Raw genomic sequence first — 20,396 nt, forward strand, 5'->3', positions numbered from 1 at the left:
GTACGGGCGACTGCTACTTGAAGACGAGGGCGCCGTCGTCGAGGTCGGCCGCCGGCAGCGCTTCCTTCTCGACGCCGTAGTCGTGCAGCAGCCGCCACGGGTCGCGGTCGCCCTGCTTCGGCATGAGATGCAGCGAGCGGGTCAGGTAGCCGGGGTTGAAGTTGTCGGGATCGACCCATGGCCCGAGCGGCATGCCCACCTCGTCGTCACGCAGCGCGGGGGTCACCATCGTCGCCCCGCGCTCCTCCATGTGCGCCAGCAGCTTGCAGACGAAGTCGCTGATGAGGTCGGCGCGCAACGTCCAGCTGGCGCGGAAGTAGCCGAAGACGTAGGCCAGGTTCGGTACGCCGGTGAACATGATTCCCCGGTAGGTGACCGTGTCCGCGAAGTCGAGCGGGCCGTCGTCGATGCGGAAGGCGATGCCCCCGAGCACGCTGAGGTCGAAGCCGGTCGCGGTGACGATGATGTCGGCCTCGAGCTCCTCCCCGGAGACCAGCCGGATGCCCGTCTCGGTGAACGTCTCGATGTGGTCGGTGACCACCGACGCCTTGCCGGCGGTGACCGCGTGGAACAGGTCGCCACCGAGCAGCACGGCGATGCGCTGCTGCCACGGCCGGTAGCGCGGGTTGAAGTGCTTGTCGACGTCGAAGCCCTCGGGCAGCAACGGCCGGATCGTGTCGAGCAGGAACGTCCGCAGCACCTCGGGATCCTCGAACGACATCTTCGTGACCGCGTCCTGGTCGTGCAGGATCTTGCGCCGCACGATCTCGTGCGTCCACTCGTCGGGGATGTCGAGCTCGCGCAGCGTCTCGGCCAGCTCGTTGACGTTGGGCCGCACGAAGAAGAACGTGGGGGAGCGCTGGAGCATCGTGACGTGCGCGGCTTCGTCTGCGATCGAGGGGATGAGCGTCGCCGCCGTTGCGCCGGAGCCGATGACGACGACTCGCTTGCCTGCGTAGTCGAGGTCATCCGGCCAGGTCTGCGGGTGCACGATCCGGCCACGGAAGCGGTCCATGCCGGGCCAGTCGGGCGTGTAGCCCTGCCGGTGCTCGTAGTAGCCCTGGCACATCCAGAGGAAGTTGCACGTGAACACCTGCAGCTCGTCGTCGTCGAGCCGCACGACCTCGACGGTCCACTGCCGCAGGTCGGTCGACCAGCTCGCCGAGACGATCCGGTGCCGGTAGCGGATGTGCCGGTCGAGGTGGTTCTCGTCGATGACCTCGCCGAGGTAGTGCAGGATCTCGTCGGCGGTCGCGATCGGCGTGCCGCGCCAGGGCTTGAACCGGTAGCCGAAGGTGAACAGGTCGCTGTCGGAACGCACCCCCGGGTAGCGATGCGTCCACCAGGTGCCGCCGTAGTGGTCCAGCGCGTCGAGGACCACGAAGCTCGTGCCCGGCCGCTGCTGCTGCAGGTGGTAGGCCGCGCCGATCCCGGAGATGCCGGCGCCGACGATGAGTACGTCGACGTGCTCGACGGCTACCTCGGCGCCCGCCGCCGCGGTCTGGCTGTTCGGCATGGCTTGGTCCCTCCGACGAGCGGTGAGGGCGCGGGATGCGCCCGCCACCGACGCGCGGTAACGCGCGTTATCGAAGTATGCCCAGTCCGGTCCGGTCGATGGAACTGTTTGCGGTTGCCGGTCAGTGGCGGGTTCGGCCTCGCCGCAGCGCGCTCAACCGGTCCGCACCCAACCGGTCCGCGGCCGCCGGCTCGTCGGGATACGCGGTGAACGCGCCCCGCGGTACGCCGTACACGTCGAGATCGACGTCGCCGCCGAGCGACTCGTGCAGCTCGAGCAGCCGGCTCTGCAGCCGCGCCACCTCGCCGGCGAGCTCACCCGGGGGAAGGTCGTCCCACAGCGCCTCGAGCGCCTGGTAGGCCGCGTGCACCCGGCTTCGGGTGCCGACCGGCAGCTCTTCGCGGACCAGCGGAAAGAACGCAGGCTCCTCGCGCACGTTCCCGTCCCTCCCCCGTGCCGGGACGCGGTGTCGCGCTCCGTCTCTACACGGTCGCAAAGCGCGACCGGCCGGTCCAGAGAGGTTGCAGCGCCGCCGTACGCTGATCGGGACGAACGCAGCGAGCACGAGGACGCGATGAGCCAGCCGATCACCACCGCAGACGACGCCGTCGAGCCGGAGAGCTACGACCCGCACGGCATCGTCGACAAGTGGCTGCCCGTCTGGGACCGGCTGCGCGTCTACGAGGCGACCGGCGCCTTCCGCGCACCTGCGGACGACCGGCCCAAGGCCTACGTCGTCGACATGTTCCCGTATCCCTCGGGCGACCTGCACATGGGACACGCGGAGGCCTTCAGCATCGGCGACGCGATCGCGCGCTTCGAGATGATGCGCGGCCACAACGTGCTGCACCCGGTGGGCTGGGACTCCTTCGGCCTGCCCGCGGAGAACGCCGCCATCAAACGCGGCCAGGACCCGCGCGACTGGACCTACAGCAACATCGACACGCAGGCCGAGTCGTTCCGCCGCTTCGGCATCTCCTTCGACTGGCGCACCCGGCTGCACACGTCCGACCCGGCCTACTACCGCTGGACGCAGTGGTTGTTCCTGCGCCTCTACGAGCGCGGGCTCGCCTATCGCAAGGCGGCGCCGGTCAACTGGTGCCCCACCGACCAGACCGTGCTGGCCAACGAGCAGGTGATCCAGGGCCGCTGCGAGCGCTGCGGCAGCGAGGTGACGAAGAAGAACCTGACGCAGTGGTTCTTCAAGATCACCGACTATGCCGAGCGCCTGCTCGACGACATGACGCTGCTCGAAGGCCGGTGGCCCGACCGCGTCCTGACGATGCAGCGCAACTGGATCGGCCGCTCGACCGGCGCGCACGTCGACTTCCGCATCGAGGGGCACGCCGAGCCGGTGCGGGTGTTCACCACCCGGCCCGACACGCTGTTCGGGGCGACGTTCTTCGTGGTCGCCGCCGATGCCCCGCTGGCGGCCGAGCTGGTGCATCTCGAGCACGAGCAGGCCTTCCACGCCTATCTCGACAAGGTGCGCGGCGCCAGCGAGATCGACCGGCTGTCGACGGACCGCCCGAAGACCGGCGTCTTCCTGGGTCGTTACGCCGTCAACCCCGTCAACGGCGAGCGGATCCCCGTCTACGCCGCCGACTACGTGCTCGCCGACTACGGCACCGGCGCGATCATGGCCGTGCCCGCGCACGACCAGCGCGACCTCGACTTCGCCAAGGCCTTCGACCTGCCGGTGCGGATGGTGGTCGACACCGGGGAGGCCGATCCCGCCCGGACCGGCGTCGCGACGATCGGTGACGGTACGGCGGTCAACTCCGGCCAGTACGACGGCCTGGCGACGGCAGAGGTCAAGCAGCGGATCGCCGCTGACCTCTCCCGTGACGGGCACGGCGAGTCGGCGATCACCTACCGCCTGCGCGACTGGCTGGTCTCCCGCCAGCGTTACTGGGGGCCGCCGATCCCGGTGGTGCACTGCCCGTCCTGCGGCGTCGTCCCGATCCCCGACGACCAGCTCCCGGTGGAGCTGCCGACGACCGGCTACGACCTGCGGCCCGGAGGCGGGAAGTCGCCGCTCGAGACGGCCACCGACTGGGTGGCCGTCGACTGCCCGTCGTGCGGGGAGAGGGCTGCCCGCGACACCGACACGATGGACACGTTCGTCGACTCCTCCTGGTACTACCTGCGCTACCCCTCGGCCGACCGCGACGACGTCGTCTTCGATCCCGAGGCCACCCGGCGCTGGTTGCCCGTCGACTACTACGTCGGCGGCGTCGAGCACGCGATCCTGCACCTGCTCTACAGCCGTTTCGTCACGAAGTCGCTGCACGACATGGGCCTGCTCGACTTCGTCGAGCCCTTCCTGTCGCTGACCAACCAGGGTCAAGTGATCATGGAGGGGTCGGCGATGTCGAAGTCGAAGGGCAACCTCGTCGACCTGCAGCAAGAGCTGGCGAAGTACGGCCCCGACGCCGTCCGCGTCACCATGCTGTTCGCCAGCCCGCCCGAGGACGACATCGACTGGGCCGACGTGTCGCCCACGGGATCGGTCAAGTGGCTGGCCCGCGTGTGGCGGGTCGCCGTCGACATCGAGGAGGCCGGCCTGGGCAGCGACCCGGCGACCGGTGAAGTCGGCCTGCGCACGTCGGTGCACCGTTGGATCGACGAGTGCACGACCTTGATGCAGCAGCGTCGGCTCAACGTCGTCGTGGCCCGGCTGATGGAGCTGACCAGCGCGCTGCGCAAGGCGGTCGACGGTGGCGCGTTGTCGACCCCGGCCGGTGCGGCGGCGTGCCGTGAGGGGGCCGAGGTGCTGGCTCGGATGCTGACGCCGTTCGCGCCGTTCACCGCGGAGGAGATCTGGTCGCGGCTGGGCAACGAGCCGTCGGTCGTGCGGGCCGGCTGGCCGGTGGCCGACCCGGCGCTCGTCCGTGAGGAGTCGGTCGTCTGCGTCGTGCAGGTCGCGGGCAAGGTCCGCGACCGGCTGGACGTGCCCGTCGACATCGACGAGGCCAGCCTGCGCGAGCTGGCGCTCGCCTCCGACGGCGTACGCCGTGCCCTCGGTGCCCGCACCGTCCGCACCGTGATCGTGCGCCCGCCGAGACTCGTCAACGTCGTGCCCGACAACTAATCTCCGGTTATGTCCGGGACGCGTCGGGTCGCCGTCGTCACGGACTCGACCGCCTACCTGCCGGAAGGCATCGCGGAGAAGTACGACGTCCGCGTCATCCCCCTGCAGGTGGTCATCGGGGGGCGCGTCGGCGCCGAGGGTCTCGACGTGCACCCGGCCGACGTGGCCGAGGCGCTGCGCTCGCGGCGAGCACCGGTCAGCACCTCGCGGCCCTCGCCTGAGCAGTTCGCCCGTGCCTACGCGGATCTGGCCGCCGCCGGCTACGAGGCCGCGGTGTCCGTGCACCTGTCAGCCGCGCTCTCCGGCACCGTCGACGCGGCACGGATGGCCGCCGCACACGCGCCGCTGCCCGTCCAGGTCCTCGACTCCCGGTCGACGGCGATGGGCCTCGGCTTCGCCGTTCTCGCCGCCGCCGAAGCTGCCGACTCCGGCGCCGACGCCGGCACCGTTGCGGGCGAAGCAGCCGCGGCCGCGGCCCGCACCGACACGTTGTTCTACGTCGACACCCTGGAGCACCTGCGGCGGGGCGGCCGTATCGGCAGGGCCGCGGCGATGCTCGGGTCGGCGCTCGCGGTCAAGCCGATCCTGCACGTCGACGCAGGGGAGATCGCGCCGCTCGAGAAGGTGCGCACGGCCAGTCGCGGCCTCACCCGCCTGCAGGAGCTCGTCGTCGACCGCGCCGGTGACTCCCTCGTCGACGTCGCCGTGCACCACCTCGCCGCTCCGGCGCGCGCGGACGTCCTCGTCGAGCGGATCCGGTCCGCCGTGCCGCGGCTGCGCCACCTCTACGTCGCCGAGGTCGGCGCGGCCATCGGGGCGCACGTCGGTCCGGGACTGCTCGCCGTCGTCGTGTCACGGGCGGCCGATCCACAGGGCTGACTGCTCGTCCCCAGATGGCCCGCCGGGGGCTGCCCGGACGACGCACCGTCTTTAGCGTCGGTCGGCGTGCTGCTCGACCGCCTCCAGCCGCGCCGGGTCTCCGACGACGACCGGCGGGCCGCGCTCGCGCGCCTGCGGGCGTTCGCCGCGGGTGAAGCGCAGCAACCGTCGGCAGGGCACCGATCAGAGGAGTCGGCGGCGGGCGTTCGCATCGACCCGGGCCGGCACGGCCTGCTCGCGCTGATCGCCGTCGCGGTCGTCGCTGCACTCGCTGCCGGGGCTCTCTACCTGCGCGCCCGCCCGCAGCCGGTGGAGGTGCCGAGCCGGGTCGCCGCCGGGCAACCTCTCGTCTCCACCTCTCCCAGCGCTGCCGCCGAGGTGGTCGTCGACGTCGCAGGCAGGGTCGCGCATCCCGGTGTGGTCACGTTGCCGCTGGGCTCCCGCGTCGGTGACGCGCTGCGGGCGGCCGGCGGAGCGCTGCCCGGCGTGGACCTGTCGTCGCTGAACCTCGCGCGCAAGCTCGTCGACGGGGAGCAGGTGCTGGTGGGGGTGGTGCCACCGCCCGGCGCGGTCGCCGGCGCGCCCGCCGGCGGTGGCCTGGTCAACCTCAACAGCGCGACCGCGGAGCAGCTCGAGTCGTTGCCCGGGGTCGGCCCGGTGCTGGCCCAGCGCATCGTCGACTGGCGGCAGACGCACGGCGGCTTCCGCAGCGTCGAGCAGCTGCGCGAGGTCAGCGGCATCGGCGCCGCGAAGTACGCCGATCTCAAGTCGAAGGTCACCGTGTGACCGGCGGCCCGGCCGACCTTCGCCTCGTCCTGCCGGCCGCAGCCGGCTGGGCGGCCGGCGCGGCGCTGCTGGGCGCGCCGGCGCGTGCCGGTCTGGGAGTGGCCGGAGTGCTCGGCCTCGTCGCACTCCTCACGGCCCGTCGCCCGGCGATCGCCGCGACGGTGGTGGCCGCGGCGGCCGTGGCGTTCGTCACCGCGCTGCACGCCGGTCAGGTCGCGGCCGGGCCACTGCCGGGGCTCGCTGGTCGAGGTGCTGTCGTCACCCTCGACCTCCGGATCACCGGCGACCCGGTGGTTCATGCCGGCCGGGTGTCGGGCTCGACGCTGTTCTCGCGGTCGGTCACTGTGCCTGCGACCGCCGAGCGGGTCGAGGCCGGCGGCCGCACGGTGCGCATCCGCAGTCCGGTGCTGGTCATCGGTCGCGGCGACGGCTGGCGCACGCTCCTGCCCAGCCAGCGGCTGCGGGTGCAGGGGCGCGTGGCACCGCCGGATCGCGCCGGCGACCTCACGGCGGTCGTCCTCGCCGACGGCCCGCCCGACCGCGTGATGTCCCCGTCGGCGGTGCAGTCCGCCGCCGGCAGTGTCCGCGCCGGGCTGCGGGCCGCCGCGGGCGTGCTGCCGGCCGAGCCGCGGGGGCTGCTGCCGGGCCTGGTCGACGGCGACGTCTCCGGGATGCCGTCCGGGCTGGTCGACGACTTCCGCACGGCGGGCCTGACGCACTTGACCGCCGTGTCCGGTGCCAACGTCGCGATCGTCCTCGCGGTAGTCCTCGGCCTCGCACGCCGGCTGCGGGTGCCCGCCCGCGTCGCACCGGTCGTGGGTCTGGTCGCCCTTGCCGGCTTCGTGGTCCTCGCCCGGCCGTCGCCCAGCGTGGTGCGGGCGGCCGCCATGGGCACCGTGGTCATCGTCGGCATGCTCGGTGGTCGCCGCGGCGTCTCGTTGGCGGCCCTGGGCGCAGCGGTGCTCGCGCTGCTTCTCATCAGTCCCTCGCTGGCCCGCTCGCCGGGCCTCGCGCTGTCGGTGCTCGCCACCGGTGCGCTGCTCGTTGTCGCGCCCCGCTGGGCTGCTGTGCTCGACCGGTGGCTGCCGCGCTGGCTGGCGGAGCCGGTCGCGATCGCCGCGGCCGCGCAGGTCTTCTGCGCCCCGGTGATCGCGGCGATCGGCGGCGACGTCAGCCTCGTCGCGGTGCCGGCCAACCTGCTGGCCGCGCCCGCGGTGGCACCGGCCACCGTCCTCGGCGTCGCCGCAGCCGTCATCGCACCCGTTCTGATGCCGGCGGCGCAGGCGCTCGCCTGGGTCGCGGGGTGGCCCACGCGATGGCTGGTCGTCGTCGCGCACGAGTCGGCGGCCGCTCCACATGCGACGTTCCCGTGGCCGGCCGGCTTGACCGGGGGTGCCGCGCTGGCGGTGGTGCTCGTCGCCGCCGTCGTGGTCGTCCGGCGGCGGGCGCCCCGTCGCTGGGGGAGCGCCGGCCTCGCCGGTGTCGTCGTGGCGGTCGTCGGCCTGCATGCCCTCGTGCCCGGCTGGCCGCCCTCCGGGTGGCTGTTCGTCGCCTGCGCGGTCGGGCAGGGTGACGCGCTCGTGCTGCGGGTGGCTCCGGGTACGGCCGTCGTCGTCGATGCGGGACCCGATCCGCGGGCGGTCGACCGGTGCCTGCGCGACCTCGGCGTACGCCGGGTTCCGCTCGTCCTGCTCAGCCATTTCCACGCCGACCACGTCGAGGGGCTGCCCGGGGTGCTGCGCCACCGCGCGGTCGGTGAGATCGAAGTCGGCCCGCTCGACGCGCCGGTCGACGAGCGTCGCCGGGTGCTCGGGTGGGCCGCCCGTGCGCGCGTGCCGATCCACGTCGCGCAGTCGGGCGAACGCCGTCGCGCCGGTGACCTCGAGTGGCAGGTCATCGCACCGCTGGTCGTCCTGCACGGCACGACCTCGGATCCGAACAACGACTCGCTCGTGCTGCGTGTGGAGACCCGGGGCATCACCCTGCTGCTCACCGGTGACGTCGAACCCGAGGCGCAGCAGGCGCTGCTGGACCACGCGGCCGGCCTGCAGGCCGACGTCCTGAAGATCCCGCACCACGGATCGTCGCACCAGGATCCGGCGTTCCTCGACTCGGTCCGTGCAACGGTCGCGGTCGCCTCGGTCGGTACCGACAACCCGTACGGGCATCCCGCCCCGGCCACGCTGGACCGGCTGCGCCGCGACGGGGCACGCGTCTACCGGACAGACCGCGACGGCGACGTCGCGGTCTGCCGCCGCGACGGGAGGTTGGTGGTCGTGGCCCGCGGCTGACGGTGGTGCGTGCGATCCTTGCCCGCGTGGCAGAGCCCGCGGTGACGCTGATCACCGGCGACGAGGAGTTCCTCGCCGGCCGCGCCGTCGCCGCCCGCATCGCCGCCGCCGGTCCCGATGCCGAGGTCAGTGACCTCGCCGCGAGCGACGTGGAGCCGGGTTCGCTGGCCGAGCTGCTGTCTCCGTCGCTGTTCGGCGGTCCGCGGGTCGTGGTCATCCGTTCCACCCACGAGCTGGGCAAGGACGCCTGCGCCGCCCTCACCGCCTACGCCGGGGACCCCAGCGACGAGGTGGCCCTGGTGGTCGTACACCCCGGCGGCAGCCGCAACAAGGCCTTCGTCGACGCGCTGCGCGGGAGCGGCGCCGCGACCGTCGAGGTGGCGAAGCTGCGCTGGCCGGAGGAACGCGAGCGCTTCGTCGTCGCCGAGGTGGAGGCAGCCGGCGGGTCGATCAGCCACGAAGCCGCCGCCGAGCTCGTCGCTGCGGTCGGCACCGAGCTGCGCGAGCTCGCGAGTGCGGCCGCCCAGCTGGTCGCCGACTGCGGTGGCACCGTCGACGTCGACGTGGTGGCCCGCTACCACCGCGGCCGGGCCGAGGCGACCGGCTTCGTCGTCGCCGACAAGGCCGTCGAGGGCGACGCGGTCGGCGCGCTGGAGACGCTGCGCTGGGGGCTCGGGGTGGGCATGGCTCCGGTGCTCGTGACCAGTTCCCTCGCGGCCAACCTCCGGCTGGTCGCGGGCGTTGCCGCCGCCGGCCGCGCCTCACCGCAGAGCCTCGCCTCGAGCCTCGGCGCCGCTCCGTGGAAGGTGCGCAAGGCGCAGGGTTGGGCCCGCGGTTGGCGGCCCGAGGGGCTAGCCACCGCGGTGCGCGCGGTCGCCGACGCCGACGCGGCGGTCAAGGGCGGCGCCGCGGATCCGGCCTACGCGCTGGAGCGGCTGGTGCTCACCGTCGCCGGCGCACGGGGTCGCGGATGAGTCAGAAGCCGCCGATGTACTGGCGGGTCCTACGGCTGCGCCGCGTGCGACCCAACTCGTGGCAGCGGTTGATGCTCGTCGAGGGGTCGTTCGCCGCGGGTGTCGTGCTGGCGCTGTCCGGCGCGGCGAGCGGATGGGCCGTCGTCGTGCTGCCGTTCACCGTCGCGGTCGTCGTCAAGGGACACGACCTGCTGGCCGCACTCCTGCCGGCGCGGCAGGGTGGTGGGGAGAGCTAGAGCGACGCGGCGCGCTTGGCGAGCGCCGACTTGCGGTTGGCGGCTTGATTCTTGTGGATGACGCCCTTGCTCGCGGCCTTGTCGAGCTCGCGGACGGCCGTCTTCAGGCGCTCGGTCGCCGTGGCGCTGTCGCCGGCATCGGCGGCCTCGTGGAACCGGCGGACGTAGGTCTTGACCTCGGACTTCACGGCCTTGTTGCGCTGCCGGCGCTGCTCGTTCTGCCGGTTGCGCTTGATCTGCGACTTGATGTTGGCCACGCGGAAACCCTCGGTATTCGTCGGATGAGTGGAAAGCACAGCGTGCACGATGCGCACGACACCGCGACGAGGATATCAGCGGCCGGGCCGGGCGACCAAGGTCACCGCCAGCCGGTGCGCTCCGCCAACCACGCCCTCGTGATCTCGGCCTGCGCCGCTTGAAATGCTCGCACGGTCGGCAGACCGGCAGGCGCCGGCAGCAACGACTGCCGGGTCAGATAGCCCGCGATCGCCGCGACGTAAGCCGTGATCGCCGCCGGATCGGCGGTCCGGGCCGCCGCACTGCGCCCGAGCAGCTCCTCCGGCGGCGGGCCACCCTGCATCGCGACGCTCGGCGCGAACAGTGCCACGTCGATCCAGGCAGCCCCGACCGATGCGGCCGGCCAGTCGACCAGCCACACCCGCTCGCCGTCGAGCAGCAGGTTGTCGGCGCGGACGTCGTGGTGCAGCAGCGTGGTGCCGGCCGCAGCTGCCTCCCAGCCCGCCTCCAGCTCGGCGAGCGCGTCGAGATGGCGGCGCGACCAGTCGTCGAGACCGGCGGGTACGCCGCCTGCGGCCAACCGCCGCCAGCCGCTGAACGCCCGGCCCATCCGCTCTGCCAGCTCCGGAGCCTGCCGCCACGGCGACGGGGTCAGGTCGTCAGTCAGCCGGGCCAGCATCCGGAGCACCCGGTCCAGGTCACCCGCTGACCACGGCAGGCGCGGCTGCTCGCCGGCGACCGCCTCGAAGGCGAGGGCGACCCAGGTCCCGTCGTCGTAGACGCCGAGCAGGCGTGGCGCGGGCACCGACGCCGGCAGCGCGGCGGCGGCCAACGCCTCGCGGCGATGCATCTCCGGGCTGACCGGGTTCGCGTCGCCCGACACCGCCTTGACGAACGCCGTCCGGCCGTCCGCGCACGCCACCACCGCGGCGACGCCGGGGGAGAACCCGCCGGCCCGCGTGCCGGCCGACACCACCGGTGACCCGAGCAGCTCGTCGACCCAGTCGTGGACCACCGGCGGCAGCGCGGAGTAGGGCGTGCGCACGCCCTCACCGGGTGGTCCGACTGTCGACACCATCCGTCGAGCATCGGCGATCACGACGATCAGCGGCAACCGGATTGCCCGAACCGCGTGGGACCATGGGCGGGTCATGCCCAACGCACCCGTCGAGCCCAGCCGCACCGACCCGGCGCTGATTCGCAACTTCTGCATCATCGCGCACATCGACCACGGCAAGTCGACGCTCGCCGACCGGATGCTCGAGGTGACCGGGCTCGTCGACGAGCGCAGCATGCGGGCGCAGTACCTCGACCGCATGGACATCGAGCGCGAGCGCGGCATCACCATCAAGGCCCAGGCCGTGCGGCTGCCGTGGACGAGCAGCGGCACCCGGCACGTGCTCAACCTCATCGACACCCCGGGTCACGTCGACTTCACCTACGAGGTGTCACGCAGCCTGGCGGCCTGCGAGGGCGCGGTGCTGCTCGTCGACGCCGCCCAGGGCATCGAGGCGCAGACGCTGGCCAACCTCTACCTGGCGCTCGGCAACGACCTGCACCTGATCCCGGTGCTCAACAAGATCGACCTGCCTGCGGCGCAGCCGGAGAAGTACGCCGCGGAGCTCGCGCACATCATCGGCTGCGACCCCTCCGAGGTGCTGCGGGTCAGCGCCAAGACCGGCGAGGGCGTGCGTGAGCTCCTGGACGTGATCGTCGCGCAGGTGCCCCCGCCGCAGGGCCGGCCCGACGCGCCCGCCCGGGCGATGATCTTCGACTCGGTCTACGACTCCTACCGGGGCGTCATCACCTACGTCCGCGTCGTCGACGGCCGGCTGACCACCCGCGACCGGGTGCTGATGATGTCGACGGGCGCGACCCACGAGACGCTCGAAGTCGGCGTCATCTCACCCGAGCCGATGGCCGTCGACGCGCTCGGCGTCGGCGAGGTCGGCTACGTCATCTCCGGGGTCAAGGACGTCCGGCAGGCCAAGGTCGGCGACACGATGACCGGCGCGTCGAAGCCGGCGAAGCAGGCGCTGGCCGGTTATCGCGAGCCACGGCCGATGGTGTTCTCGGGCCTCTATCCGCTGGACGGCAGCGACTACCCCGCGCTGCGCGACGCGCTGGACAAGCTGCGGCTCAACGACGCGGCGCTGGCCTACGAGCCCGAGACGTCCGCTGCGCTGGGATTCGGCTTCCGCTGCGGGTTCCTCGGGCTGCTGCACATGGAGATCGTGCGGGAGCGGCTGGAGCGGGAGTTCGACCTCGCCCTGATCTCCACCGCGCCCAACGTCGTCTACCGCGTGACGCTCGAGGACGGCACGGTCGAGCGGGTGACCAACCCCAGCGACTGGCCCGAGGGGAAGATCGCCGAGGTGCAGGAGCCGATCGTCAGGGCGACGATCCTCGCGCCGTCCGACTACATCGGCGCGATCATGGAGCTCTGCCAGTCGCGGCGCGGCAACCTCGAGGGCATGGACTACCTGTCCGAGGATCGGGTCGAGCTGCGCTACACGCTGCCGCTCGCCGAGATCATCTTCGACTTCTTCGACCAGCTGAAGAGCCGCACCCGCGGCTACGCGAGCCTCGACTACGAGCCGGTCGGCGAGCAGAGCGCCGACCTCGTGAAGGTCGACATACTGCTGCAGGGCGAGCCGGTCGACGCGTTCAGCGCGATCGTGCACAAGGACAAGGCTTATGCCTACGGGGTGGCGATGACGCAGCGGCTGCGCGAGCTGATCCCGCGGCAGCAGTTCGAGGTGCCGATCCAGGCCGCGATCGGCAGCCGGGTCATCGCCCGCGAGAACATCCGCGCGATCCGCAAGGACGTGCTCGCCAAGTGCTACGGCGGTGACATCACCCGCAAGCGCAAGCTGCTGGAGAAGCAGAAGGAAGGCAAGAAGCGGATGAAGATGGTCGGCCGGGTCGAGGTGCCGCAGGAGGCCTTCATCGCCGCCCTGTCGACGACGCCTGCCAACCAGTGAGCGAGAGCGACCTCGTCGAGGCGGCCCGCGAGCTCGCCCGCGAACGGTTCGTGGCCGGCTGGCACTCGGTCGCCGCTGCCCTGCGTACGACGAGCGGGCGGGTCTTCACCGCGATCCATCTCGACGCCAACGTCGGCCGGGTCTCGGTGTGCGCGGAGGCCATCGCGCTGGGCATGGCGGTGGCCGCGGGGGAACGCGACTACGAGGCCATCGTCGCGGTCCGCCACCCCAAGCCGCACGAGCCCGACCAGACCATCCAGATCGTCTCGCCCTGCGGCATGTGCCGGGAGATGCTCACCGACTACGCGCCCGACATCGTCGTGCTGCTGCCCGACGGCGACGGCGGCATCGCCCGGGCCACCGCGAAGGACCTGCTGCCGGTGAAGTACCGCCGCGACGCGGGCGCCGCCGCGGTCGCCCCGCCCTCGGCCACCTGACCGACACTGGACGGGTGCCTTCGACGTTGCCCGACGGCGAGCCGGCGCCACTGGACGGCGCGCTCCCCGACGCCGCGCTCGCGGCGGCCGGCCGCCAGCCGTTCGGCGTCTACGTGCACGTGCCCTTCTGCGCGACCCGGTGCGGCTACTGCGACTTCAACACCTACACGGCCGCGGAGCTCGGCGGTGGCGTCTCGACCGACACCTACGCCGACATCGCGGTCGCCGAGATCCGCCTGGCGCGCCGCGCGCTCGGTGCGGCGGAAATGCCTGCCCGGACGGTGTTCTTCGGCGGCGGTACGCCGACGCTGCTCGCGCCCGCAGACATCGGCCGGCTGTTGCGTGCGGTCGCTGACGAGTTCGGGCTCGCCGCCGACGCAGAGGTGACGGTGGAGGCCAACCCGGAGTCGGTCGATGCGCGCTACCTCGCCGACCTGCGGGCGGCCGGCGCGAACCGGCTCAGCCTCGGCATGCAGTCGGCGCGCGCGCACGTGCTCGCGACCCTGGACCGCCGGCACACGCCGGGTCGCCCGCAGCAGTGCGTCGCCGACGCCCGGGCCGCCGGTTTCGCCCAGGTGAGCCTGGACCTCATCTACGGCACGCCGGGGGAGAGCGACGACGACTGGCGCGCGAGCCTCGACGCGGCACTGGGCTGTGAGGTGGATCACGTGTCGGCGTACGCCCTGATCGTCGAGGACGGCACGCGCCTCGCCGCCGATGTCCGCCGCGGCCGGCTGCCGGCGCCGGACGACGACGTGCTGGCCGATCGCTATCTCCTCGCCGACGAGGTCCTCAGCTCCGCGGGACTGCGCTGGTACGAGATCTCCAACTGGGCCCGCACGCCTGCGGCGAGGTCGCGGCACAACCTGGCCTACTGGTGCTCCCACGACTGGTGGGGGATCGGACCCGGAGCGCACAGCCACGTCGCGGGTGTCCGCTGGTGGAACGTCAAGCACCCGTCGGCCTACGCCGAGCGCCTCGCCGCCGGCCGCAGCCCGGCGCACGCCAGGGAGCTGCTGGACGACGAGACCCGGCGCTGGGAACGCGTGCTGCTCGGCGTCCGCCTGGTCGAGGGCGTGTCCCTCTCGGAGCTGACCGCGTCGGGGCGGCGGGCGGCGGAGCGCGCGGCGGGCGAGGGGCTGCTGGATCCGGCGTCGTACGCCGAAGGCCGAGCAGCGCTCACGCTGCGTGGGCGGCTGCTGGGTGACGCCGTTGCCCGTGACCTCCTCGACTGACCGCTTTGCCCCGCCCCAGTAACTCTTTTTGACCGGCACCCGCGACCTTTTGCCGCCGAATCGGTTACTGAGAGCAGCAGGAATCGGCGGGGTGACCGTCGAAATACCAGGGTGAACGAGGCGAGGCAGCGCCCCAGGCGCACAGGTGTGACCCAGAGCACCACGGATCGTGACGAAAGATCGCGGCCGGGGTGTGTAGTTCGGGAGAAATCGGATAATTGAAGAGCGGATCGCAGCGCAACGTGATGGCAGCGCAGGCTACCGATCGACCAGCCGGTTGTGAGGTCCTCGTCCCCCGCCGACTAGGCCACGCGCTCGATCCTGTCTCGACGAGGGAGGAGACCCCAGCATGAGGAAAGCAGTGATCCTGGCCATGTCGGCCCCGCTCATCATCGGGCCGGCGTCGGCGGCACTGGCTGCCGTCGGGGGCACCGCCCCCGCAGCGCCGACGTCGCCGACCAATTCGCTCCAGCAGGCGGTCCAGCCGGCCGGCTCCACGGGCAGCACCGCGCCCAGCAGCACCACGAGCCAGCAGACCACGCAGAACACGACCACGCCGGCGCCGCCCGCGAGCTCCGAGGCCAAGCCGCTCGACGTGGCCGGCATCGTCTCGATCGGCCACACCAAGGCCGGCGCCGGCCCCAATGGCTCCAGCGCCACCGGCAACGCGATCGAGCTCGGCGGCCAGGTCGTCTCGGGCGGCACCGCCACGAGCGGCGGCAAGCAGGGCAGTGGTTCGCTCTTCGACTCGAGCACCACGCCGCTCGCGCCGCTCGGCCTGATCCAGATCGCGCCGTGGACCGCGTCGGCCACGCAGACCGGCGACTCGAGCAGCGCCGACGCCACCGCATCGCTGGCGCACGTCGTTCTCGGTGGCGGGCAGGCGCCCGGCTTCGTCGACCTGCTGCTGTTCGGTTCGGAGTCGAAGGCCGCCTACAGCCCGGCCGAGGCGACGTCCAGTTCGGTGAGCGACGGCGTGCTGCTGCAGGTCGGCCAGACCGGTCAGCCGCCGGCTCTCACGGTGGACCTGCTGCACGCGGAGACCTCCTCCGACAAGAAGGGGAGCTCCTACCTCGCCTCGATCAACGGCAACGAGATCGGCAGCAGCGACCAGGTCAACGGCGCGTGCCAGATCCCGATCCCGTCGCTGCTCACCATCAACTGCCTGACGGCGACCGGCGGCACTGCCGGCCAGCTGGCCTCCTCGGCGGTAGGCACGGTCGACTTCGTGCCGAGCCAGCTGCCCGACGCCACGGTCAGCGGCACGACCAGCCAGGCCAACACGGTCGCGGCGGTCACGCCGGCCGTGAGCGGTGAGGGGGTCGGCGCCGGCAGCAACGGTGGCACCTCGGTCGAGGGCAACAAGACGGTGGCCGGCAGCGGCCTGCCGTTCACCGGCCTCAACGCCGGTGAGCTGGCCGCCCTGGGCGGCGCGCTTGCCGCGGGCGGCATGGTGGCCCTGAGCCTGGGCCGTCGCCGCCGCACGCAGGGCTGATCTCAACCGGCAGCTAGACCGTAAGGACGGGTCCGTGACCTTCGGGTCGCGGGCCCGTTCTGCGTCCGCCGGCGCGGTCTTACAGGCCGGCGAGGAACCGCAGCAGCGCGGCGTTGACCTCGCGGGCTCGCTCCTGCTGCGTCCAGTGACCGCAGCCGTCGAACACCAGCGTCTCCCGCAGGTTCGGCACGAACAGCTGCAGGTTGTCGATGACGTTCTTCATGCCGGGAAAGGCGACTACGACGTCCTTGTCGCCCGCGCAGTACAGCGCCGGCGGCTGCACGACCGCGCCCTTCCACGCCCCGGTCAGGGCCCAGTTGCGGTCGATGTTGCGGTACCAGTTGAGGCCGCCGGTGAAGCCGGTGCGGCTGAACTCCCCGACGTAGAAGGCGATGTCGTCCTCGGTCAGCCAGTCGGGCAGCTGCGGCGGCACGTCGGCCTTGCGCAGGAAGCCGCCTCCCGCGGGGACGACCGGGTTGGCCCCGCCGTACAGCACCATCCGCAACGTCGTGTCGACGTCGGCCTCGAACTCCTTCTCCGCGACACCCGGCTCCTGGAAGTAGATCTGGTAGAAGCCGTCGCCGGTCTGCGCCCGGATCGACTCCAGCGGGGCAGTCGAGCCGCGCGGGGTGTAAGGCACCGACAACCCGACCACGCCGCGGACCAGGTCGGGCCGCATCAGGGCGGTCTGCCAGGCGACGGGTGCGCCCCAGTCGTGACCGACGACCACGGCCGAGCTCTCGCCCAGCGCGTGGATCAGGCCGACGACGTCACCGACGAGGTGGTGAATCGTGTAGTCGTCGATGCGTTCCGGCTTGTCGGTCTGCCCGTAGCCCCGCTGGTCGGGCGCCACCACGTGGTAGCCGGCGTCGGCGAGGGCGGCGATCTGGTGGCGCCAGGAGTACCACGACTCCGGCCAGCCGTGCAGCAGCAGCACGAGCGGTCCTTCGCCGCGTTCGGCAACGTGCATCCGGATGCCGTTGGTCTCGACGAACCGGTGCGCTACGTCGACCATCAGGTCCTCCCTTGCCGGTGCGGTCCCGGGACGATATCGCCCCGCGCCGCTACACTGGCACTCTGGTAGAGAGAGTGCCAGGAGGTGGACGCCGTGCTCGACGATCGCAAGCTCGACGTCCTCCGTGCCATCGTCGAGGACTACGTCTCGACGCAGGAGCCGGTCGGTTCCAAGGCACTGGTCGAGCGGCACAGCCTCGGAGTCTCGCCGGCAACGATCCGTAACGACATGGCCGCCCTCGAGGACGAGGGCTACATCGCGCAGCCGCACACCAGCGCGGGGCGGATCCCCACCGACAAGGGCTACCGGCTGTTCGTCGACCGGCTGTCCACGGTCAAGCCCCTGTCGCACGCCGAGCGCCGGGCGATCGAGCGCTTCCTCGACGGGGCCGTCGACCTCGACGACGTCGTACGCCGCACCGTGCGCCTGCTCGCCCAGCTGACCCGCCAGGTTGCGGTCGTGCAGTACCCCTCGCTGTCGCGGTCCTCGGTGCGCCACGTCGAGGTGGTGTCGCTGTCGTCGACGCGGCTGCTGCTGGTGCTCATCACCGACACCGGTCGGGTGGAGCAGCGCATGGTCGACCTGCCGGCCGCGCTGAGCGCCGACGAGCTGCACGACCTGCGCACGGCGGTCAACAGCCGGGTTGCCGGCAGCCTGCTCACCGAGGCGCCACCGCGGCTGGCCGACCTGCCCGACGCGTGTCCCGCGGAGCTGCAGGCCGTCTACGCCGCCGTCTCGTCGGTCATCCTCGAGACCCTCGTGGAGAAGCCGGAGGAGCGGGTCGTCCTCGCCGGCACCGCCAACCTGACTCGCTCGGTGACCGACTTCGCCGACTCGCTGCGTCCCGTCCTCGAGGCGCTCGAGGAGAACGTCGTGCTGCTGCGTCTGCTCGGTGAGGCCACCGACCCGTCGGCCATCAACGTGAGCATCGGCGGGGAGAACGCCTACGAGGGGCTGCGCTCGGCGGCGGTGGTGTCGACGGCATACGGCAGCGGGGAGCGGGCACTGGCGGGGTTGGGGGTGCTCGGCCCGACCCGCATGGACTACCCGGGCACCATGGGTGCGGTCCGAGCCGTCGCCCGTTACGTCGGCCAGATCCTGGCCGAGGGCTGAACCACTATCCGATCAGAGGTCTGATGCCGCGTCCCGACTACTACGCGATCCTCGGTGTGAGCCGCACCGCGTCCCCCGACGAGGTGAAGAAGGCCTACCGGAAGCTTGCGCGGCAGCACCACCCCGACGTCAACTCGTCGGACGACGCGGCGGAGCGGTTCAAGGAGATCAGCGCGGCCTACGACGTGCTGTCCGATCCGCAGAAGCGGGAGATCTACGACCTCGGGGGCGATCCGCTCGGCCCCTCCGGCGGTGCGGGCGCCGGCGGTTTCCAGGGCTTCGGCGGCCTCGGCGACATCATGGACGCGTTCTTCGGCACGGCCACCGGTCAGCGCGGCCCGCGTTCGCGGGTGCGGCCCGGCGCCGACGCGCTGATCCGCATCGATCTCGACCTGGCGGAGACGGCGTTCGGCACCAGCCGCGAGATCACCGTCGACACCGCCGTCCTGTGTCCCACCTGCAGCGGCGCCGGCACCGCGCCGGGCACCCACCCGGAGACGTGCCGGACCTGCCACGGGCGCGGTGACATCCAGCAGGTGCAGCGGTCGTTCCTCGGCCAGGTCGTCACGACCCGCCCCTGCTACGACTGCGGCGGCACCGGGCAGCGCATCTCGCACCCGTGCCCGGAGTGCGCGGCCGACGGGCGCGTGCGCAGCCGGCGCACGCTGACCGTCAAGGTGCCGGCCGGTGTCGACAACGGCATGCGGCTGCGGCTGTCCGGCGAGGGCGAGGTCGGGTCCGGGGGCGGCCCGCCCGGCGACCTGTACGTCGAGATCCGTGAGCGCCAGCACCCCGTCTTCACCCGTGAGGGCGACGACCTGCACTGCACGCTCACGTTGCCCATGACCGCCGCGGCGCTGGGCACCCAGGTCAAGCTCGAGACCCTCGACGGCGAGGAGAGCCTCGACATCCGACCGGGCACCCAACCCGGCACGGTGCTGACGTTGCGCGGGCGCGGGGTCACGCGGCTGTCGCGCAACGGCAGCCGCGGCGACCTGCACGCCCACATCGACGTGGCGGTGCCGACCAGGCTCGACGCCGAGCAGGAGGAGCTGCTGCGCACCCTGGCCCGGGTGCGCGGTGAGGAGCAGCCGGAGGCCATCGTGACCAGCAACGAGGGCGGCCTGTTCTCCAAGCTGCGCGACGCCTTCCGCTGAGCGGACCCTGACATGACGCCGCCGGTTTTCTGGTCGGCCGCGCTGGGCGACGTCGGTGACACCGTGCTGCTCGACGGCGCCGAGGGGCACCACGCCTCCGCCGTACGCCGGCTGCGGCCGGGAGAGCGACTCGACCTGGCCGACGGGGCGGGTGAAGTCGCCGAGTGCGTCGTGGTCGAGGCCGGCCGTGATGCGCTGACCTGCCGGGTCGTCCGGCGCCGGTGCGTGCCGGCGCCTCAACCGCGGTTGGTCGTGGTGCAGGCACTGGCCAAGGGCGGCCGGGACGAGGATGCCGTCGAAGCGATGACCGAGGTAGGCGTAGACGCGTTCGTGCCTTGGGAGGCGGCGCGGTCGGTGGCCCGCTGGAAGCGCGACCGGTGGACGTCGGTCGCCCGCGAGGCGGGAAAGCAGTCGCGGCGGGCGTGGTTCCCGCAGGTGTCGCCGCCGGCCTCGACGGCACACGTCCGCGAGCTGCTGGCCGGTGCCGCGCTGGGTGTCGTGCTGCACGAGGGGGCGGCCGAGCCGCTGGTCTCACTGCTGCCGCCGACGACGGGCGACGTCGTGCTGGTCGTGGGGCCCGAGGGCGGCATCACCGATGAGGAGCTCGAGGCGTTCTCTCTGGCCGGTGCGCAGACCTGCCGGCTCGGTTCGACGGTGCTGCGCACGTCGACCGCAGGCGTCGCGGCCGCTGCGGTGCTCAACGCCCGCAGCGGCCGCTGGGCCTGACCTACCAGCTGGGGGACTGACCGACTGCCCGCAGCTGCACGGTCTGCCCGGTGACGATCTCCACGTCGCCGGTGCCGGTGCCGATGATGACCGCTCCGTTGGTGGCGTCCATCCCGGTCACGCTCGGCGTGCCCGGGATCGCGAACACGGGCGTGAAGCTCGTCGGCGTGCAGGACGCGACGCTGATGCCCTCGCCGTTCTGCGCGGCGACCAGCAACGTC

At 72.4% G+C, this 20,396-nt stretch carries 19 protein-coding genes; 13 read left to right on the forward strand and 6 right to left on the reverse strand.

Going from position 1 to position 20,396, the window contains the following annotated elements; genetic code table 11:
* Window positions 1-13 precede the first annotated feature (13 nt).
* A complete protein-coding gene (locus tag VFJ21_05035) occupies window positions 14-1,516 on the reverse strand; it encodes an NAD(P)/FAD-dependent oxidoreductase (GenBank protein HET7406488.1) in 1,503 nt (500 codons plus the stop codon).
* Between the two features lie 121 nt (window positions 1,517-1,637).
* Window positions 1,638-1,952: a hypothetical protein gene (locus VFJ21_05040; protein ID HET7406489.1), complete on the reverse strand. Its 315-nt coding sequence runs from the start codon at window positions 1,950-1,952 to the stop codon at window positions 1,638-1,640.
* Between the two features lie 138 nt (window positions 1,953-2,090).
* On the opposite strand from VFJ21_05040, the gene leuS reads away from it, so the two are divergent.
* From leuS to VFJ21_05070, 6 genes are all read left to right on the forward strand, one after another.
* Window positions 2,091-4,610, forward strand: coding sequence for a leucine--tRNA ligase (gene leuS / locus VFJ21_05045; protein HET7406490.1), 2,520 nt, complete (start codon window positions 2,091-2,093; stop codon window positions 4,608-4,610).
* A 9-nt stretch (window positions 4,611-4,619) separates the two neighbouring features.
* Entirely contained in the window at window positions 4,620-5,489 is an 870-nt protein-coding gene (locus tag VFJ21_05050) for a DegV family protein (GenBank protein ID HET7406491.1), read from the forward strand.
* A 66-nt stretch (window positions 5,490-5,555) separates the two neighbouring features.
* Window positions 5,556-6,275, forward strand: coding sequence for a ComEA family DNA-binding protein (locus VFJ21_05055; GenBank protein ID HET7406492.1), 720 nt, complete (start codon window positions 5,556-5,558; stop codon window positions 6,273-6,275).
* Entirely contained in the window at window positions 6,272-8,566 is a 2,295-nt protein-coding gene (locus VFJ21_05060) for a ComEC/Rec2 family competence protein (GenBank protein HET7406493.1), read from the forward strand. The genes VFJ21_05055 and VFJ21_05060 overlap by 4 nt, the downstream gene beginning before the upstream one ends.
* 26 nt (window positions 8,567-8,592) lie before the next feature.
* Window positions 8,593-9,540: a DNA polymerase III subunit delta gene (locus VFJ21_05065; protein ID HET7406494.1), complete on the forward strand. Its 948-nt coding sequence runs from the start codon at window positions 8,593-8,595 to the stop codon at window positions 9,538-9,540.
* The gene (locus VFJ21_05070; protein ID HET7406495.1) at window positions 9,537-9,776 is read left to right on the forward strand and encodes a hypothetical protein; all 240 of its coding nucleotides are present in this window, start codon (window positions 9,537-9,539) and stop codon (window positions 9,774-9,776) included. The genes VFJ21_05065 and VFJ21_05070 overlap by 4 nt, the downstream gene beginning before the upstream one ends.
* Here VFJ21_05070 and rpsT read toward each other — a convergent pair.
* The gene (rpsT, locus tag VFJ21_05075) at window positions 9,773-10,033 is read right to left on the reverse strand and encodes a 30S ribosomal protein S20 (protein ID HET7406496.1); all 261 of its coding nucleotides are present in this window, start codon (window positions 10,031-10,033) and stop codon (window positions 9,773-9,775) included. The genes VFJ21_05070 and rpsT overlap by 4 nt on opposite strands.
* Before the next feature lie 101 nt (window positions 10,034-10,134).
* A complete protein-coding gene (locus VFJ21_05080; GenBank protein ID HET7406497.1) occupies window positions 10,135-11,091 on the reverse strand; it encodes a hypothetical protein in 957 nt (318 codons plus the stop codon).
* Window positions 11,092-11,164: 73 nt separating this feature from the next.
* On the opposite strand from VFJ21_05080, the gene lepA reads away from it, so the two are divergent.
* The 4 genes from lepA to VFJ21_05100 all read left to right on the forward strand — a co-directional run bounded on the left by lepA (window position 11,165) and on the right by VFJ21_05100 (window position 16,164).
* The gene (lepA, locus tag VFJ21_05085; protein HET7406498.1) at window positions 11,165-12,997 is read left to right on the forward strand and encodes a translation elongation factor 4; all 1,833 of its coding nucleotides are present in this window, start codon (window positions 11,165-11,167) and stop codon (window positions 12,995-12,997) included.
* Window positions 12,994-13,434 carry a cytidine deaminase gene (locus VFJ21_05090; protein ID HET7406499.1) on the forward strand — a complete coding sequence of 147 codons (441 nt, stop codon included), beginning with the start codon at window positions 12,994-12,996 and terminating at the stop codon, window positions 13,432-13,434. Before lepA ends, VFJ21_05090 begins: the two co-directional genes overlap by 4 nt.
* Before the next feature lie 14 nt (window positions 13,435-13,448).
* Entirely contained in the window at window positions 13,449-14,669 is a 1,221-nt protein-coding gene (hemW, locus tag VFJ21_05095) for a radical SAM family heme chaperone HemW (protein HET7406500.1), read from the forward strand.
* Between the two features lie 349 nt (window positions 14,670-15,018).
* Window positions 15,019-16,164: a hypothetical protein gene (locus VFJ21_05100; GenBank protein HET7406501.1), complete on the forward strand. Its 1,146-nt coding sequence runs from the start codon at window positions 15,019-15,021 to the stop codon at window positions 16,162-16,164.
* A 79-nt stretch (window positions 16,165-16,243) separates the two neighbouring features.
* Here the strand turns inward: VFJ21_05100 and VFJ21_05105 are convergent, their stop codons facing one another.
* Window positions 16,244-17,179: an alpha/beta hydrolase gene (locus VFJ21_05105; GenBank protein HET7406502.1), complete on the reverse strand. Its 936-nt coding sequence runs from the start codon at window positions 17,177-17,179 to the stop codon at window positions 16,244-16,246.
* Window positions 17,180-17,263: 84 nt separating this feature from the next.
* Between VFJ21_05105 and hrcA the strand changes: the two genes are divergently transcribed.
* From hrcA to VFJ21_05120, 3 genes are read left to right on the forward strand one after another with little or no spacing between them, the layout of a single operon-like run.
* Window positions 17,264-18,292 carry a heat-inducible transcriptional repressor HrcA gene (gene hrcA, locus VFJ21_05110; GenBank protein HET7406503.1) on the forward strand — a complete coding sequence of 343 codons (1,029 nt, stop codon included), beginning with the start codon at window positions 17,264-17,266 and terminating at the stop codon, window positions 18,290-18,292.
* Between the two features lie 23 nt (window positions 18,293-18,315).
* A complete protein-coding gene (gene dnaJ, locus VFJ21_05115) occupies window positions 18,316-19,449 on the forward strand; it encodes a molecular chaperone DnaJ (GenBank protein ID HET7406504.1) in 1,134 nt (377 codons plus the stop codon).
* 12 nt (window positions 19,450-19,461) lie between these two features.
* A complete protein-coding gene (locus VFJ21_05120; GenBank protein ID HET7406505.1) occupies window positions 19,462-20,175 on the forward strand; it encodes a 16S rRNA (uracil(1498)-N(3))-methyltransferase in 714 nt (237 codons plus the stop codon).
* Between the two features lies 1 nt (window position 20,176).
* On the opposite strand, the gene VFJ21_05125 is transcribed toward VFJ21_05120, so the two are convergent.
* Window positions 20,177-20,396: hypothetical protein (locus VFJ21_05125; GenBank protein HET7406506.1), on the reverse strand; the 220-nt coding region annotated here is incomplete at its 5' end.

The organism is Mycobacteriales bacterium (genome assembly GCA_035690485.1).
Lineage (GTDB): Bacteria > Actinomycetota > Actinomycetes > JAFAQI01 > DASSKL01 > DASSKL01.

Coding starts and splice junctions, on each gene's coding strand:
- dnaJ (HET7406504.1), top strand. CDS start 18,316: ATGCCGCGTCCCGACTACTACGCGATCCTCGGTGTGAGCCGCACCGCG.
- VFJ21_05080 (HET7406497.1), bottom strand. CDS start 11,091: ATGGTGTCGACAGTCGGACCACCCGGTGAGGGCGTGCGCACGCCCTAC.
- VFJ21_05100 (HET7406501.1), top strand. CDS start 15,019: ATGAGGAAAGCAGTGATCCTGGCCATGTCGGCCCCGCTCATCATCGGG.
- lepA (HET7406498.1), top strand. CDS start 11,165: ATGCCCAACGCACCCGTCGAGCCCAGCCGCACCGACCCGGCGCTGATT.
- VFJ21_05105 (HET7406502.1), bottom strand. CDS start 17,179: ATGGTCGACGTAGCGCACCGGTTCGTCGAGACCAACGGCATCCGGATG.
- leuS (HET7406490.1), top strand. CDS start 2,091: ATGAGCCAGCCGATCACCACCGCAGACGACGCCGTCGAGCCGGAGAGC.
- VFJ21_05050 (HET7406491.1), top strand. CDS start 4,620: ATGTCCGGGACGCGTCGGGTCGCCGTCGTCACGGACTCGACCGCCTAC.
- VFJ21_05035 (HET7406488.1), bottom strand. CDS start 1,516: ATGCCGAACAGCCAGACCGCGGCGGCGGGCGCCGAGGTAGCCGTCGAG.
- VFJ21_05070 (HET7406495.1), top strand. CDS start 9,537: ATGAGTCAGAAGCCGCCGATGTACTGGCGGGTCCTACGGCTGCGCCGC.
- VFJ21_05120 (HET7406505.1), top strand. CDS start 19,462: ATGACGCCGCCGGTTTTCTGGTCGGCCGCGCTGGGCGACGTCGGTGAC.